Annotated in this window: 14 protein-coding genes and 1 tRNA gene; 2 read left to right on the forward strand and 13 right to left on the reverse strand. The window is 69.4% G+C overall.

Features of this window, described 5'->3' with window-relative positions; translation table 11 throughout:
- Nucleotides 1-8 precede the first annotated feature (8 nt).
- Complete coding sequence (locus CCN39_RS23980) at nt 9-1,670, forward strand: response regulator (RefSeq protein ID WP_086845518.1); 1,662 nt, start codon at nt 9-11, stop codon at nt 1,668-1,670.
- Nucleotides 1,671-1,951: 281 nt separating this feature from the next.
- Here CCN39_RS23980 and CCN39_RS23985 read toward each other — a convergent pair.
- The 4 genes from CCN39_RS23985 to CCN39_RS24000 form a co-directional block, all read right to left on the reverse strand.
- Nucleotides 1,952-2,028 (reverse strand) — tRNA-Leu (locus tag CCN39_RS23985).
- Between the two features lie 104 nt (nt 2,029-2,132).
- Entirely contained in the window at nt 2,133-3,467 is a 1,335-nt protein-coding gene (locus CCN39_RS23990) for an NAD(P)/FAD-dependent oxidoreductase (RefSeq protein WP_086845520.1), read from the reverse strand.
- Between the two features lie 84 nt (nt 3,468-3,551).
- Nucleotides 3,552-4,235, reverse strand: coding sequence for a uracil-DNA glycosylase (locus CCN39_RS23995; RefSeq protein ID WP_086845522.1), 684 nt, complete (start codon nt 4,233-4,235; stop codon nt 3,552-3,554).
- Nucleotides 4,232-4,891, reverse strand: a complete 660-nt coding sequence (locus tag CCN39_RS24000) for an endonuclease V (RefSeq protein WP_086845524.1) — start codon at nt 4,889-4,891, stop codon at nt 4,232-4,234. Before CCN39_RS24000 ends, CCN39_RS23995 begins: the two co-directional genes overlap by 4 nt.
- A gap of 48 nt (nt 4,892-4,939) precedes the next feature.
- Here CCN39_RS24000 and CCN39_RS24005 point away from each other — a divergent pair, with 48 nt between their 5' ends.
- The gene (locus CCN39_RS24005; protein ID WP_086845526.1) at nt 4,940-6,433 is read left to right on the forward strand and encodes a S10 family peptidase; all 1,494 of its coding nucleotides are present in this window, start codon (nt 4,940-4,942) and stop codon (nt 6,431-6,433) included.
- Here CCN39_RS24005 and CCN39_RS24010 read toward each other — a convergent pair.
- The 9 genes from CCN39_RS24010 to CCN39_RS24050 all read right to left on the reverse strand — a co-directional run bounded on the left by CCN39_RS24010 (nt 6,411) and on the right by CCN39_RS24050 (nt 16,312).
- Entirely contained in the window at nt 6,411-7,208 is a 798-nt protein-coding gene (locus tag CCN39_RS24010; protein WP_086845528.1) for a hypothetical protein, read from the reverse strand. The two genes, CCN39_RS24005 and CCN39_RS24010, sit on opposite strands and share 23 nt — an antisense overlap.
- Nucleotides 7,205-7,963 (reverse strand): hypothetical protein, encoded by a 759-nt coding sequence (locus tag CCN39_RS24015; protein ID WP_086845530.1) that lies wholly within the window; start codon nt 7,961-7,963, stop codon nt 7,205-7,207. Before CCN39_RS24015 ends, CCN39_RS24010 begins: the two co-directional genes overlap by 4 nt.
- Nucleotides 7,964-8,009: 46 nt before the next feature.
- Nucleotides 8,010-8,846, reverse strand: coding sequence for a hypothetical protein (locus CCN39_RS24020; protein ID WP_086845532.1), 837 nt, complete (start codon nt 8,844-8,846; stop codon nt 8,010-8,012).
- An 82-nt stretch (nt 8,847-8,928) separates the two neighbouring features.
- Nucleotides 8,929-10,653, reverse strand: a complete 1,725-nt coding sequence (locus tag CCN39_RS24025; RefSeq protein ID WP_086845534.1) for a S8 family serine peptidase — start codon at nt 10,651-10,653, stop codon at nt 8,929-8,931.
- A 74-nt stretch (nt 10,654-10,727) separates the two neighbouring features.
- Entirely contained in the window at nt 10,728-11,726 is a 999-nt protein-coding gene (locus tag CCN39_RS24030) for an ABC transporter ATP-binding protein (RefSeq protein WP_086845536.1), read from the reverse strand.
- Complete coding sequence (locus tag CCN39_RS24035) at nt 11,719-12,714, reverse strand: ABC transporter ATP-binding protein (RefSeq protein ID WP_086845538.1); 996 nt, start codon at nt 12,712-12,714, stop codon at nt 11,719-11,721. The genes CCN39_RS24030 and CCN39_RS24035 overlap by 8 nt, the downstream gene beginning before the upstream one ends.
- Nucleotides 12,715-12,719: 5 nt before the next feature.
- On the reverse strand, nt 12,720-13,673 hold the full coding sequence (locus tag CCN39_RS24040; protein ID WP_086845540.1) for an ABC transporter permease: 954 nt from the start codon (nt 13,671-13,673) through the stop codon (nt 12,720-12,722).
- Nucleotides 13,666-14,595, reverse strand: a complete 930-nt coding sequence (locus tag CCN39_RS24045) for an ABC transporter permease (RefSeq protein WP_086845542.1) — start codon at nt 14,593-14,595, stop codon at nt 13,666-13,668. Before CCN39_RS24045 ends, CCN39_RS24040 begins: the two co-directional genes overlap by 8 nt.
- A gap of 91 nt (nt 14,596-14,686) precedes the next feature.
- The gene (locus CCN39_RS24050; protein ID WP_244210975.1) at nt 14,687-16,312 is read right to left on the reverse strand and encodes a peptide ABC transporter substrate-binding protein; all 1,626 of its coding nucleotides are present in this window, start codon (nt 16,310-16,312) and stop codon (nt 14,687-14,689) included.
- Nucleotides 16,313-16,658: the final 346 nt, after the last annotated feature.

Below are 16,658 nucleotides of genomic sequence, written 5' to 3' on the forward strand. Positions count from 1 at the left end.
CTACTGTCGTGAGAATCGCCTTCGTCGACGACGAGGAACAGAACTACCGGCCCCTGCAGCGTCGCATCGAGGAGTACTTCGAGGACCTCAAGTGTACGGCGCGGATCGATTTCATCGCGGATCCCGACGAGGCGTTCGACTGCATCGGCCACGGCGCTCAGCCCTATCACGTTGTCGTCGCCGACTTGCTGTTCCCGCTGCCACAGGCCGAAGACACCAAAGACAAGGTACAGGACGCCCGGGGTCTCGAGATCATCGAGAAGGCCAAAAGACGCGATCAGCAAACGGTCGTGGCGGTCATCACCCGAAAGGTGGAGCTCCGCAAGAGGGCGCGGGACTCCGGCGCCGACATCGTTCTGCTGCGAGGCGACATGCTGGTCGAGTCCAACTACGGCGGTCCGCGCAACCTGGTCAATGAAATCCACAAGCTGCTCTGCGAACGCGGCCTGATCACAGCCGGTCCGGAACTTCGTTACGATGACAACGACCCGGGCATCGAAATGGTGCTCGACGATACCAATCCGTCCGGCGCCACGTTGCGTCTGCTGATCGCCGACGTATTGTCCAGCGACGATGAACAGGCCGCCACGGCCAGGCTGTCGTACGTTCCGGGGGGAGGTTCCGGCGCGCACGTGCTCCGCGTCGGCCTGGAACGAGCGCGCGGATCGCAACGGACCTACCTGTTCAAGCTCAGCAAAGAAAAGGCGGCACTCGCCCGGGAACTGGAAAACGCCAGGCGGGCGTTCGGTCTGTACGGTCCGACGTTCGCCGTTCCTTACGTCCAGTCGAACCAGCCCGCGTCCAGAAACGGCTGGTCGGCCATCGCCCTGGTCTTCGCCGAAGGCGTCACGTCATTTCAGGAATGGCTGTATTCATCCTCACCCGAGGCAGTTCCCGCCTTGATGAACCAGCTCTTCCTGGACCGCGGCCTCATCGCGGGCTACCGGCAGCGCATCATGCCGGACGACACGTCCGCACACCCCATGACCAGGCTGCGACTTCCCGCGTTCAGGCGGAACAAGGTGAAGCACGCGATCGAGTGGATCCGGCATTCACTCGGCCAGGTTTCCTCGTCGCTCCCGGACAGCGACGAGCTGGTCAACATCGTTCGCGGCTTCGTCCGCAACGCCCAGATCGGCGACCTGCTCCTGAAAGACGTCCCGGCTCAGCTCGAACTGGTGGAAGCACACGGTGATCTGCACGGTCGAAACATCCTCGTGTCGACCGACGACCACTCGCGGCCCATGATCATCGACCTGGCCGAATTCGGCTCCCACCACTGGGCGGCCGACGTGGCTCGGCTCTCCGTGGATCTCGTTCTCCGCTGCGTCGATCCCAAGGAGAAGTGGTACCGGTGGGACAACTTCGACACCTGGCGCCGGCTGACGAGCTCACTGGGCGACCTGGTCCCACTGCAGGCCGGTCCCGACCCCCACAACGACGGTGTGTTCGCCGCCCTCGAGTGGATGATCGAGCACAACGAGCAGATCCTGATCCACGCCGGCGACCCCGGTCATCGTTGGGAGTGGAACGTCGCACTGGCCGAACAATTCCTCCGCAGCTGCTACAGCACGAGCCTCTCGGACCCGAAGCGGGCGCTGGCGCTGGTGGCCGCCCACGACCAGCTGCTGACAGCTAGAGAGATCGCGCCGCGGCACCAGCAGTACTGATCACCGCCGATGGCGGTCATGGCGCATGTCCCGCCGCCCGGAGGAACGCCCCTGGTGGCCGCTTCGCCGAGCAAGTCTTCGGCGATCTCCCTCGCGCAGCCCTGGCTGACGGCAAGCTGACGAAAATCGGCTGAAGCGGGCCGTGGCGAATATCGAACGCGCCAGAAATGACGCTGAGACCGACCGGCCTGCGCAGGAGAACCTGCCCGCCGACCACCTGCCCGACATCGCGGACACGGTCGACAGGCCAGACGGCAAGGACAGCGAACGTGCAGACGAGGTGGTGCCCCCGACGGGACTCGAACCCGCACTCGATCGATTTTAAGTCGACTGCCTCTGCCGATTGGGCTACGGGGGCACCGCACACTCTAGGCGATACCCCGCACCCCACCGGCAACTTGCCCCGAAAGCCGAAAGCCCCCAGCCACAAGGACCGAGGGCCAAGGCCGAAAGCAACAAGCCTCAGGACTTCGAGACGCGAGCGAACTCGTCCTTCGGGTTGTTGATCTGCCCCAGCGAGATCACCTCACGCCGGAACAGCCCACCGAGGATCCAGTCGAACAGGATGCGGATCCTGCGGTTCCACGTCGGCATGGCCTTCAGGTGGTAGGCGCGGTGGAAGAGCCATGCCGGGAAGCCCTTGATCTTCAGGTTCAGCGCGTCCGCCACACCCTTGTGGAGGCCCAGGCTGGCCACCGCTCCCAGGTTCTTGTGGAAGTAGTCCTTCGGCTTGCCGCCGCGGAGGACCTTGATGATGTTCTTCGCCAGCAAGCGGGCCTGGCGGACCGCGTGCTGGGCGTTGGGCGGGCAGGTCGCCGTCGGGTCCTCTTCCGTTCGGGACAGGTCCGGGATCGCCGCGTTGTCGCCCGCCGTCCATACATCTGGGTGGCCGACGACCTGCATCGCCGCCGTTGCCTCGAGGCGGCCGCGCTTGTCCACCGGGAGGTCCGACTGGCCCACCACCGGGTTGGCCTTCACGCCCGCCGTCCAGATGATCGTGTCCGTGTCGAACTCCGTCCCGTCCGACAGGACCACGTGGCCGTTCTCGAACGACTTCGCCGCCGTCGACAGGTAGACCTCGATGCCGCGCTTCTCCAGCTGCTCGACCGTGTACACGCCCAGCGTCTCGCGGACCTCGGGCAGGATGCGGCCGGCCGCCTCGACGAGCACCCAGCGGATGTCGGAGGTCTTGATGTTCGGGTAGTAGTTCTCCACCGCGAACCGGGTCATGTCCTCGAGCTCGGCCAGTGCCTCGATGCCGGCGAAGCCGCCGCCGACCACCGTGAACGTCAGGAGGCGCTTGCGCAGCTCGGGGTCGAGCGTGCTGGCCGCCTCGTCGAGCTTGGTCATGATGTGGTTGCGGAGGTAGATCGCCTCGCCGATGGTCTTGAAGGCGATGCCCTCCTCGACCAGGCCCGGGATCGGCAGGATGCGCGCGACGGCGCCGAGCGCGACCACGAGGATGTCGTAGCCCAGCTGCTCGATGTGGCCGTCGGCCGCCTCGACCGTGACGGACTTCTTCTCGTTCTCGATCTTGGTGACGCGCGCCGTCAGCACGTGGCAGCGCTTCAGCACCCGCCGCAGCGGCACGACCACGTGCCGGGGCTCGATCGCGCCGGCCGCGGCCTCCGGGAGGAACGGCGCGTAGGTCATGTGGGGCTGCGGGTCAACGACGGTCACGGAGGCCTCGTTGGCCCGGAGCATCTTCTGGAGGCCGTACGCCGTGTAGAGCCCGACGTACCCACCACCGAGGACGAGGATCCGAGTCGGTTCCGACTTCGACTTCGCAGCAGCCATGTCCTCATGGTGACACCTTCGCCGCGACCCCGCTCGGGGGCCCCATCCGGCTGTGACCAGCGTCGCTGCGGTTTCCGTAACGATTCAGTCGTGCGCTGTCACCGAGGTCGCGGCGCGGAAGACGTCGGCCACCATGGCGTGGGTCACGCGGTGCGTCTGGACATTGCGCGGCGAGACGTGATAACAGCCGAAAAGCCGCAGGTCGCCCAGCTCCACGACGGCCCCGTGCGCGAACGCCGGCCGCGGCCGCGGCACCGGCCAGCCCGCCGCCTCCAGCACGGGCAGTAACGCCTGCCAGCCGAACGCCCCCAGCACCACGATCGCCCGCAGTGTCGGACGTAACAGTGCCAGTTCCTCGGCCAGCCACGGACGGCACGTATCGCGCTCGGCCGGTGTCGGCTTGTTCTCCGGCGGCGCGCACCGCACGGGCGAAACGAGCCGGGTGCCGTAGAGCTCCAGGCCGTCGCCGATCGCCGTGGACGTCGGCTGCGAAGCGAGGCCGGTCTCGTGGAGGACGCGGAACAGGAAATCACCCGATGGGTCGCCGGTGAACATCCGGCCGGTGCGGTTGGCGCCGTGCGCCGAGGGCGCCAGGCCGACGACCGCGATCGACGCGTCCGGCGGCCCGAAGCCCGGCACCGGGCGCGCCCAGTACTCCTCGCCGCGGAACGCCGCCTTGGTGCCCGCGACGCCCTCGCGCCAGGCCACCAGCCGCGGACAGGCGCGACAGCCGGCCACCGCCGCGTCCAGCTCGGCCAGTGACCTCATCGCAGCGCCGCCCGGCAGAGCCGGTCGGCCTCGCGCGTGGTCTCGGGCAGCCGGTAGCGCGGGGTCAGGGCCAGCGTCAGCCGGCACGCGTGGGCCAGGTCGATCCGGTGACCGGCCGAGACGTACACCGGTTTGACGCCGTCCCGGGTCCGCAGCACCGCGCCGACCTCCTCCCCGGCGTCGACCAGCGGCACCGAAGACCCGCGGGCGTGCGCCGGCGTGCCGTGCGTGCCGACGAACCGGGTCTTGCCGACGCCGAAGGCGGGCAGCCCGGTCAGCACGCCGAGGTGGCAGGCCAGCCCGAAGCGCCGCGGGTGGGCGAGGCCGTGGCCGTCGCAGACCAGTACGTCGGGCGTGCGGTCCAGCCGCTCGAGCGCGGCCAGCAGCGGCGGCAGCTCGCGGAAGGCGAACAGGCCCGGCTCGTAGGGGAAGGCGGCCTTCGCGCGGTGCGTCCGTTCCTCGACCACGGTGAGCCCGGCGGTCTCCAGGGTGACGACCGCCGCGGCGATGCCGCCGGCGTCGTCGTAGGCGACGTCGAGGCCGGTGACCGTCGGCGGCAGCTCCGGGCAGTCGTCGCCGGGTTCGACCCGGCCGCGGAGCCGTTCCTGGACGGCGAGCGCCTCCTCGATCGTCGACGGCCAGTCCTCGGTGTGCACCAGGTCACCCTGCCACAGGCCGCCGTTCGCGCCGACTAAGTTGGGTCCATGGCGGACAGCACCCCCGAAGAGGCCCCCGAGCCGAAGGCCGCGGAGACGACCGAGATCGCGGCCGAGCCGACCGACGACATCGTCACCACCCAGCACACGCTGACCGTGAAGCGGAAGAAGCTCGCGTACACGGCGAAAGCGGGACGGATCGTCCTCCGCAAGGAGATCGTCAAGGACGGCAAGTCCGAGGGCTTCAAGGCGAAGGCCGAGGTGTTCATCACCTCCTACACCCTCGACGACGCCGACCCGGGCTCGCGGCCGGTGACGTTCGCCTTCAACGGTGGTCCCGGCTCGTCGAGCATCTGGCTGCACATGGGACTGCTGGGGCCGCGGCGGGTGCTCTCGGGCGACGTCGACGACCTGGTGCCGCCGCCGTACGGGCTGGCCGACAACCCCGAGACGCTGCTGGTGCACAGCGACCTGGTCTTCATCGACCCGGTGTCGACCGGCTACTCGCGCGCGTCCGAAGGCGGCGAGACGAAGGACTTCCACGGCTTCAAGGGCGACATCGAGTCGGTCGGCGAGATCATCCGGCTTTGGGTGTCGCGCCACGAGCGCTGGCTTTCGCCGAAGTTCCTGGCCGGCGAGTCGTACGGCACGCTGCGCGCCGCCGGGCTGGCCGCGCACCTGCAGGACCGGCACGGGCTGTACCTGAACGGCCTGCTGCTCATCTCGTCGGTGCTCGACCTGGGCACGCTGCGGTTCACGGAGGGCAACGACCTGCCGTACTCGCTGTACGTGCCGACGTACGCGGCGATCGCGCACTACCACGGCCTGCACGGCGAGCGCCCGCTCGACGACGTCCTCGCCGACGCCGAGGACTTCGCGGCGAAGGACCTGCCGTGGGCGCTGTCCCGCGGCGCCCGCCTGTCCACTCAGGACCGGGCGGAGGCGGTGGCCACGCTGGCGTCGCTCACCGGCCTCACCGAGTCCTATGTGGACCGGGTGAACCTGCGGATCGAGCACGTCCGGTTCTTCACGGAGCTGCTGCGCGACCGCGGCCTGGCGGTCGGCCGGATGGACGGCCGCTTCACGACGTGGGAGCCGGACGGCGGCCGCGAGCACATGAGCGACGACCCGTCGATCTCCCGGGTGGTCGGCGCGTACGCGGCCGCGTTCAACCACTACGTGCGGGCGGAGCTCGGGTACGCCAACGACCTGCCCTACGAGCTCATCAGCGAGGACACGTTCAAGGCGTGGTCGTACGCGGACTTCGAAGGCCGTTCGGTGTCGGTGGTCGACTCGCTGAGCTCGGCGATGCGCGCCAACCCGCACCTCAAGGTGCACGTGGCGTTCGGTCACTACGACGGCGCGACGGCGTACTACGCGGCCGAGCACGTGCTGGCCCACCTGCAGATCCCCGAAGAACTGCGGGAGAACATCGACACGGCGTACTACCCGGCGGGGCACATGATGTACATCCACGAGCCGACGCGGGTGCAGCAGTCGAAGGACCTGGCGAAGTTCGTCAAGAAGGCGTCGAACCGCTGACCCGGCCCACCCGGAGCACGGCCCGCAGCCGCCGCCACTGCACGACACCCACGACGACCTGCGTCGCCACCGCGAGAACGGCGTAGCCGACCAGCCACGGCCGCCATTCCGGCGGCTGGGCGTCGCCGACCAGCGGATCGACCAGCACGGGAACGGCGTAGATCCCGGGCATGGCCATGAGCAGGTCCTGCAGCCGGAGGGCGGCGTCCACGGCCCGGGACGTCGCGTCCTCCGCGATGACGGGACGCCGCAAGACGTCGGCCGCCATCGCGGTCGTGACCGCCGCGCCCAGGGCCAGCAGGAGGAGCCAGCTGCCCGCGTAGGTGCGGAACGGCGTCGTGGCGAAGATCGTCACGGCGAGCGCCGCGCCGCCGCCGAAGGTGACCAGCGGGACGGCGAGGAACCAGCCGGTCACGTCAGTCCGCGGCGGGCCGGCGAGCGTCCCGAACCGCGCCAGCGCCTGGCGGTCGCGGACCCGCGCCGGAAGCCAGTACCCGAGGTGCTGGACGGTGATGAGGAAGAAGACGTACGAGCTCTCCACCAGTTCCCCGCCGCGGACGCCGGGCAGGAAGACCAGGCTCGCGAACCCCATCGTCGCGGCCACGTACGCCAGGGCCGCCACCCAGAACCACCGCCACCACCCGGGCGGCCGCGCACCGGCGCGGAAGCCGAGGCGCAGGGCCAGCAGGTCGGTCATCGTCGGCACGTCGACGTGGTGCTTGACCAGCCAGCGGCCGGCCGCCGCCCGCTCCGCGTCCGTCACCGCGGCGGTCACGGGGTCACCGTCCCGTAGCGGCCGGGCGGCAGCCGGCGGTGCCGGACCTCGGCCACCGCGCGGAAGTAGACCACTACGGACAGGACGAAGTACGCGGCCGGCGGCACGAACCGCGCCGGGGGCCACGGCCAGCTGGTGGACAGGTCGATCCACGGGAAGAAAGTGAACAAGAACGGCACCGCGAACGCCCGGGCGTCGTGGGCCCGCAAGGCCGCGTCGACGGCGCGTGAAGCTTCGTCCTCGGCGATCACCGGGGCGCGCAGGGCCCAGCCGAGGACCAGCGCCACGCTCGCGGCGCCGATCACCAGTGCGGCCGCCCAGCCCGCCGGGTTGGCGGCGAACCCGGCGCACAGGACCGCGCCGCCGCCGAACGTCGTCGCCACCGCGGCGAAGTACCACCGGCCCACCTGCCCGGCCGCCACCCGGAGCGACGGCCGGGCACCGGGGGTGACCAGCCGGGCGGCGGCGCGGTCGGCCCGGCGCACCCGGCGCCACTGCAGCAGGGGATACGCGGTGCAGAGCACGGTGAGCACCAGGAACCGCGCGAGCACCGGGACCGGCGGGACCAGCACGACCGCCCAGACCAGGGCGAACAGCACGCCGTAGGCCTGGTAGGACCGCGTGGCCAGCACCCGGGCCCCGACGCGCACCGCGAGCAGCGGCGTCGGCTCGTCCACCGCCACGCCGTGCCGGGCCAGCCACGCCCGCGCCCCCTGTCTCTCGGCGAGCGTCGTCCACGCTGCTTCCGCCACCATCGAACCTCCCCCTGTCCCGCTGTACACGCCCGAAGGCCGGAAAGGTTTACCGGCCGTAGAACCCGGGCGGCAGCCGGCGGTATCGGCGGCGGAGCAGCAGCCAGCCGGTCAGCTGCAGCGCGACCGCCAGCGCCACGTACGCCCACGCGGCCCACTCCAGCAGGGCTGACGGCTGCCAATCCATCATCAGGACCGGCACCGCGAACACGGCGTAGACGGCACACGAGGCGTAGCGGTGGACGTCCTCGGCGCGCAGGATGCCGTCGACCAGCCGGGACGTCTCGTCCTCGGCGATCACCGGGGCGCGGAGCGCCTTGCCGACCACCAGCGCGGTCGCTCCGGCGCCGGCGGCCAGCGCGGCCGTGGACAGCGTGATGTCGACCCAGAGCGGGTACCAGTGGCCGCTGGTGAACCGCGGAGCGACCAGGAACGTCGCCGCGCTCAGCACCGCGCCGCCGACGAAGGTGACGGCCACCGCGCTCAGGTACCACCAGCCGACCTGCCGGGCCGCCACGCTCAGCGGCGGCGGGGTGCCGGCCACCACCAGGCGCTCGGCGAGCCGCTCGCGGCGTTGCATCTGCCACCAGCGCGCCGAGTGCACCGCGGCGAAGAGCACGGCGAGGCCCGCTGCCCGGCCCGGCAGGTCCAGGTCGGAGACGAAGACCGAGAAGAAGGCCGCCAAGACCGCGATGAGGACGGCTTGCTCAGGTCGCTGAGGCACCCCGTAGCGGCGCGCGCCGATGCGCAGCGCCAGCAGCCGCGTCGGCAGCCAAACCACCACCCCGCGCCGGCCCAGCCACACCCGGGTCGAGCCCACCTCGAGCAGCGTCGGCTCGCCGGGCAGTCTCGGGTCCACCGGCAGCGCCGGCTCACGAACGATCAACGGAACACTCCCCCCTGTCCCGCCGTACACGCGAACCGCCCCGGGAAGGTTGTCTTCCCGGGGCGGATTCGTCCGATCTTCGCTACTTCAGGTACTGCGAACCGTGCGTCACCGCCGAGTAGGCGTCGACCGCGCCGTGGCCGTAGAAGCCGTTGAACGACGGGTCACCCTCGCAGGTCGCCGTGAAGTCGGGCGTGCGGCCCTCCTTCAGGTAGTCGACCGTCCGCGGGACCGGGCAGGCGATCTTCGCCGCCGTGCCCTCGAGGACGCGCTGGACCTTGTCCGGGTCCATTCCGAACTCGCCGTGGGACTTCTTGCCGTACTGCGACACGATCAGCGCCGCGACGCCGGTGGCGTGCGGGGTGGCCATCGAGGTGCCCTGCAGCCACTGGTAGTAGCCGACCCGGCCGTCGGCCGCCGTCGCCTTCTTGACGCCCGCGGCCAGGCCCGCTTCCGTGATGTTGCCGTCCGCGTCGATGTTGCCTTCCGCGATCCCCACGTTCTTCGGGTACGTCGAAAGGATTTCGTTCTCGACCGTGCGGTACCACGGCGTGCCGAAGTAGTCGCGGAAGAAGCCACCGGGGCCCGAGACCGAGATCTGCTCGAGGCCGTAGTTCGAGTAGTCCGCCTTCTTCTGGGACGGCCCGAACGAGCTCACGCCGATCGTGTGGTTGCCCTCGACCGGCAGGTTGAGGCAGGTCGAGTTGTCCACCGTGCGCGGGTGCGTGCTGTTCGCCGGGTAGTCCGGGCTGGTGGTGTCCGGCTGCGGCGCGCCCAGGTCGGTGTGCTGGTTGCCCAGCGCGACCAGCATCGTGACGCCCTTGCGGTGCGCGTAGTTCAGCGCGCGCTGGGTCGCCTCGATGATCGTGCGCTGCTCGGCCTGCTCGGCGGCCGAATCGGCCGGGTTCGCCGTGCAGTTGTACAGCCACGGGTCGGTGTAGAACGACATGTTGACCACGTCGATGCCCGCGTCGCCGGCGTAGGTGATCGCGTCGACGGTCGGCTGCAGGAAGAAGTACCCCGAGTCCTGGCCGGCGCGGATGTTCACCAGCGTCACGTTCGGCGCGACACCGGAGACGCCGAAGCCGTTGGCCGCGGCGGCGATGGTGCCGGCGACGTGCGTGCCGTGGCCGCCGTCGTCGTGGTTGGCCGGGTCGACGCAGCCGCGGAACTCACACGGGCCGTCCACTTCGGCGCCGTTGACGTCGGTCGGGATGTCGCGGGTGAAGTTGCGCGAGTCGGCCAGGTCGAAGTTCGGCGCGATGTCCGGGTGCGTGCCGTCGATGCCGGTGTCGATGACGCCGACCTTGACCTGCTTGCTGCCGGCCTGCTTGGTGCGCGAGAGGTCCGAGCGGACGGACTTGAGGCCCCAGAGCTGGTCGTCCAGCGGGTCCATCCCGACGGCCTTGTTCGCAGCGGACTTCTTCGAGGCGCCGCCGCGGCCTTCCTTCTCGACGCCGGCGTCGCCCTTGGCCTTCTTGCCCGCCCGCGGCACCGAGCCGATGGACTGGGCCTTGGCGGTGCCGAACACCGCGCGGTTCGTCGCCACGCGCTCGGTGAAGCCGGTGGCCGGCGCGCTCGCCCTGATCAGGCCGACCGCGGTGTTGGTCTCCAGGACCGTGCCACCCGCGGCCTTGATCGCCTGCTGGGCGCTGCCGATGCTCTGGACGTCCTTGGCGAGCACGGTGAACTCGGTCGCCGGGCCGGACAGCGCGGGCTGCGCCGACGCGGCCGGGACCGCGACCGCGGAAACCGCGCCGAACAGCGGCACGGCCAGCACCGCGGCCAGAAGCCTGGGTCTCTTCACGTTTCTCCTCCTCGCAGAAAGCGGTTCCTGCACCGTATAGATCGGACAATGCGCAAACAACGGCCAAACGTACGTTATGGAACAACCGACTTCTGCTCGGCGAAGTGACAAGCTGACAAGTGCCCGTCCGTCCTGGGGACCAGTTCCGGCACCTCGGTCGCGCACCGGTCCTCCGCCTTCCAGCACCGCGTGCGGAACCGGCACCCGGACGGGGGATCCAGGGGACTCGGCACGTCGCCGGTCAGCCGGATCACCTGGCGGCGGCCGCGCACGGCCGGGTCCGCCACCGGCACCGCGGACAGCAGCGCCTGGGTGTACGGGTGGGACGGTCGTTCGTAGATCTCCTCGTCGGTGCCGAGCTCGACGATCTTGCCGAGGTACATCACCGCGACCCGGTTCGACAGGTGCCGCACCACCGAAAGGTCGTGCGCGATGAAGACGTAGGACAGGCCGAACTCACCCTGCAGGTCGCCGAGCAGGTTCATCACCTGCGCCTGGATCGAGACGTCCAAAGCGGACACCGGCTCGTCGCAGATGATCACCTTCGGCCGCAGCGCGAGCGCTCGCGCGATGCCGATCCGCTGGCGCTGACCGCCGGAGAACTGGTGCGGGTAGCGGTTGAGGTGCTCGGGGTTGAGCCCGACCACCTCCAGCAGCTCCCGCACCTTGCCCGCGCGCGAGCCCTTGGGAGCGACCTCGGTGTGGATCTCGAACGGCTCGCCGACGATGTCGCCGACGGTCATGCGCGGGTTGAGCGAGGTGTACGGGTCCTGCAGCACGATCTGGATTTCGCGCCGCAGCTTCCGCAGCTCGGCCCCGCGCATCGCGAACATGTCACGGCCCTCGAACTTCGCGGTGCCGCCGGTCGGCTCATCCAGGCGCATCAGGACCTGCGCGAGCGTCGACTTCCCGCACCCGGACTCGCCGACGACGCCGAGCGTCTCGCCCGGCATCAGGTCGAACGAGACGCCGTCGACCGCCTTGACCTGGCCGATCGTGCGCTTGAACAGGATGCCGGTGCGGACCGGGAAGTACTTCTTCAGGTCGGTGACCGAAAGGATGGGGTCAGGCACGGGAGCTCACCACCTCTTCGGCGAAGTGGCACGCGCTGGTCCGGCCGAAGCCGATCGCGTGCTGCGGCGGGACCTCTTCCGAACAGCGCGCTTCGGCCCGTTTGCACCGCGGGTGGAACGGGCAGCCGGGCGGGATGTCCAGCAGGCTGGGCGGCAGGCCCTTGATGGTCTCCAGTGTCTGTCCTTTGAGGTCGAGCCGGGGCAGGGAGTCCATCAGCGCGGCGGTGTACGGGTGGGCCGGCGCGCGGAACAGCTCGACGGCGTCGGCCTGCTCGACGATCCGGCCCGCGTACATCACCGCGATCCGGTCCGCGACCTCGGCGACCACCCCGAGGTCGTGGGTGATCAGCACCAGGCCCATCTTGCGTTCGGCCTGGATCTCCCCCAGCAGGTCCATGATCTGGGCCTGCACGGTGACGTCGAGGGCGGTGGTCGGCTCGTCGGCGATGAGCAGGTCCGGGTCCAGCGCCAGCGACATCGCGATCATCGCGCGCTGGCGCATGCCGCCGGAGAACTGGTGCGGGTAGTCCTTGATCCGGCGTTCGGCGGCCGGGATGCGGACGGTGTCGAGCAGCTCGATCGCGCGCTTCCGAGCGTCCTTTTTGGACATGCCGAGCCGGACGCGCAGCTGCTCCTCGATCTGGAAGCCCACGGTGAAGACCGGGTTCAGCGCCGAGAGCGCGTCCTGGAAGATCATCGCGATCTCGCTGCCGCGCACCTCACGGCGGCGGTCCTCGGACGCGGTCAGCAGGTCCTCGCCGCGCCAGCGCACGGCACCGGCGGTGACCACGCCCGGTGGCGTGTCGAGGATGCCCATCACCGTCTGGGCGGTGACGCTCTTGCCGGAGCCGGACTCGCCGAGCACGGCCAGCGTCTCGCCCGCGTGCACCGAGTAGCCGACGCCGTTGAGCACGTTCGCCACGCCGTCGGACGTCCGGAACTCGACGTGCAGGTCTTCGACTTCGAGCAGCAGTTCGTTGTCGGACAAGGGAGCTACCTCGACTTCGGATCGAGCGCGTCGCGGATGCCGTCGCCCAGCATCACGAAGGCCAGCACGGTCAGGGTGACGAAGGCGCCGGGGAACAGCAGCATGTGCGGGTCGTTCCGGAAGTAGTCCCGCGAGTCGGCGATCAGCACGCCCCACGAGATCACCGGCGCGCGGACGCCGATGCCGAGGTAGGCCAGTGTCGCCTCGGCGCCGATGAACGCGCCGAGCGCGATGGTGGCGTACACCAGCACCGGCGCGATCGTGTTCGGCAGCAGGTGCCGGAAGATGATCCGCGGGGTGCTCGCGCCGAGGCCGCGGGCGGCCTTGACGTAGTCGAGCTGCTTGGCCACCAGCGTCGCCGAGCGCATGATCCGCATGCCCACCGGCCAGCTCAGCGCCGCGATGGAGCAGACCACCTGGACGATGATCGTCACCGCGCCCGGGTTGGAACCGGGTGCGTTGAACGTCGTCAGGATGACGATCGCGCCGAGCACGAACGGCAGGCCGGCGAAGATGTCGCCGAAGCGGGACAGCAGGCTGTCGACGAGCCGGCCGTAGTAGCCGGCGACGATGCCGATCACCGAGCCGAGCAGCACGGTCACCAGCGTCGAGAACACCCCGACCAGCAGCGACGCGCGGGTGCCGTAGATGGTGCGGGCGTAGACGTCCTGGCCCTGGTTGTCGTAGCCGAACCAGGCGTCCGCGGACGGGCCCTCGTTCGCGTGCGCGAGGTCGCTGAAGCCCGCCTCGCGCGAGCTGAACAGGCCGGGCGCGATCGCGATCAGCACGACGAACAGGATGATCACCGCCGAGGCGATCACCGCGGGCTTGCGCCGCAGCTGGCGCCACGCGTCGCTCCACAGGCTGCGGGGTCTCTGCGGGCCGGTGGCGGAGTCGTCCACACGGGACAGTTCCGCCGCGTCGGCCCCGCCGCCGCCCACCAGGTTCGGGTCAGTCATAGCGGATCCTCGGGTCGAGAACGGCGTAGAGCAGGTCGACGACCAGGCTCATCAGCAGGTACACCAGCACCAGCAGGACGACCACGCCGACGACGGTCGCGCTCTCCCGGTTCTGGATGCCGCGGAAGATGAGCCCGCCCAGGCCGTTGATGTTGAACACGCCTTCGGTGACGATCGCGCCGCCCATCAGGGCGCCGAGGTCGGTGCCGAGGAACGTGAGGACCGGGATCACCGAGTTGCGCAGCAGGTGGACGAGCACGACCCGGCTCTGCGGCTGGCCCTTCGCGATCGCCGTCCGGACGTAGTCGGCGCGGCGGTTTTCGGCGATGCTCGTCCGCGCCAGCCGGGCCACGTACGCCATGGACAGGCTGCCGAGGGCGATGCCCGGCACGATGAGCTCGCCGACGCTCGGGTCGTCGGACACGCTCGCTTCGATCCAGCCGAGGCCGTTGGCGCCCAGGGCCAGCTGCAGCACGATCGCGGTGACGAACACCGGCAGCGAGATCAGGAACGTCGTCGAGACCAGCACCAGGTTGTCGAGGAACCCCTTGCCGCGCAGGCCGGTCAGCACGCCGGCGGTGAGCCCGATGACCGCTTCGATGACCACGGCGATCACGGCCAGGCGGAGCGTGATCGGGTAGGACGTGGCGATCAGCTCGCCCACGGACGTGCCGTTGAAGGTTTCGCCCCAGTCGCCGGTGAACAGGCTTCCGAGGTACTTGAAGTACTGGACGAAGATGTTGTCGTCGAGGTGGAACTTCTCGGTCATCAGGGCGATGTAGGCCGGTGGGCAGGCGGTCTGGCCGCACTTGCCGGAGAACGGGTCGCCGGGCACCGCCCAGACCAGGACGTAGATGAGGAACGTGGTGCCGAAGAACACCGGGATCAGCTGGAGCAGCCGTCGCAGGACGTAGCGGGTCATGACGAGTTCCTAGTGCGCGCCGGGTGTCGTGGGCGGGAGTGCGTTCCCGCCCACGACACCGTGGTGGTGGGTACGGCTTCTCAGCGCGTCACTACTTCTTCAGGACCTCGATGGACGGGTAGTCCGGCATGCGCCGGAAGTCCAGGCCCGCGGACTTGAGGTTCTTCGACTTCGCCGCGGTGCCCTTCTCGTCCCACACCGGGATCGTCGGCAGGTCCTTCGCGACCAGGTCCTCGGCCTGCTGGTACAGCTTGACCGCGGCGTCCTTGTCGACGGTCGAGTCCGCCTGGGCGAGGAGGGCGTCCACCTGCGGGTTGGAGTACGTCGAGTCGTTCGAGGACGCACCGGTCTTGAAGATCGGGTTGAGGAAGTTCTCGATGGACGGGTAGTCCGCCGACCAGTCCGAGCGGCCCATGCCGGTGAGCTTGTGGCCGGTCACGATGCTGCGCCACTGGCCGAAGTCGGTGGCGGGCACGAAGTCGCACTCGACGCCGAGGGTGTTCTTGATGCTGTTGCACGCCGCGACCAGCGGTTCCTTGCGGCCACCGTCCGCGTTGGACGCGATGGTCAGCTTGCCCGTGAAGCCGGACTTCTGGAACGCCTCCTTGGCGGCGGCCGGGTCGAACTTGCAGAACTGGCAGACGCCGGGCCGCGCGCCCGGGATGCCCTGCGAGATGTAGCCGTCCGCCGGCACGTAGGTGTCGTTCATGACGGTCTTGGTGATCTGCGCGCGGTCGATCGCCATCGAGATGGCCTTGCGCAGCTCGAGGTTGTTGTAGCCGGGCACGTAGTACGGGATGTTGATGGTGCTGATCCCGAGCAGGTGGCCGGTGACCAGCCGGTCGCCGAGGTCGTTCTTGTACTTGCCGCCCGCGACCGCCGACGGCGGCAGCGCCTCCATGAAGTCGAGCCGCCCGCTCAACAGGTCCTGGTAGGCGGTCTCCTGGCTGGCGTAGATCTTGATGTCGAGGTTCTTGAACTTGACCTTGTCGTCACCCTTGTAGTCGTCGAACCGGGTGAGCTTGATGTCCTGGTTGGGCGTCCGCGAGACGAACTTGAGCGGGCCGTTGCCGATCGGGTGCTGCTCGAAGGCCGGGCGGTCCTTGAAGAACACGTCGGGCAGCGGCGCGAAGGCCTGGTAACCGATCTTGATGTCGAAGACGGAGAACGGCGCGTTCAGCGTCACCTGGAACTCGTAGTCGCCCTTCACGACCAGCCCGGACATTCCCTCGGTGGACGGCTTGGCGTTCTCGTCCTCGGGGTGGACGTCCTGGTAGCCCTGGATGTTCGAGAAGAAGTCGGTGTTGAGCTGGCCGTTCGGCGCGTAGGCGGCGAAGTTCCAGGCGTCGGTGAAGTTGTGCGCCTTCACCTCGGTGCCGTCGTGGAACTTCCAGCCCTGCTTGATCTTGATGTCGTAGACCTTGGAATCGGTCGTGGTGATCGACTCCGCCATCAGGTTGAAGGGCTTGGCGTCCGCGCCCTTGAACCCGACCAGCGTGGCGAACATCGGCTGGATCGCCTTGGTGCCGCCCAGGTCGTTGATGTTGCTCGGGACCAGCGCGTTCTGCGGCTCGGTGCCGTAGACGCTCACCGTGCCGTCCGGGTCCGTCTCGCCGGCGCCCGCGGAGCTGCCCGACCCGCCACCGCACGCCGCGAGTACGAGCGCCAGCGAGGTCATCACCACCGTGGGTCCCCAGAGCCTGCGCGAACGACGCATGATCCCCTCCATATCCGGTCTGTCCGAAAGGTGAGACGCACGCTATCGGGGCCGGTGAAGCTGATCACGGACTGCGGTGTTGCAAATGTGTGACGGTCGTCGGGACCACCTGGTTGGAGCACAACAAACGTAGGAATCCGGATACTCCGGACGGCCTAGCGCGGACAGGTGGTCATCACGCGCTCACCCACGGTTCCGTTGTGCCCCAAGCCCTTTGGGGCGGCCGAACGGTCGGTCAGCCAAGCGGGGCCGACGGAACCCCGCACCGGCGTGACCGAACCCGGACCCCGCGTGACTGGACCCGGAACTCGCGTGACCAGAGCCGGAACCCGCGTGATTGAAGCCG

The organism is Amycolatopsis kentuckyensis (genome assembly GCF_002155975.1).
Taxonomy (GTDB): Bacteria; Actinomycetota; Actinomycetes; order Mycobacteriales; family Pseudonocardiaceae; genus Amycolatopsis; species Amycolatopsis kentuckyensis.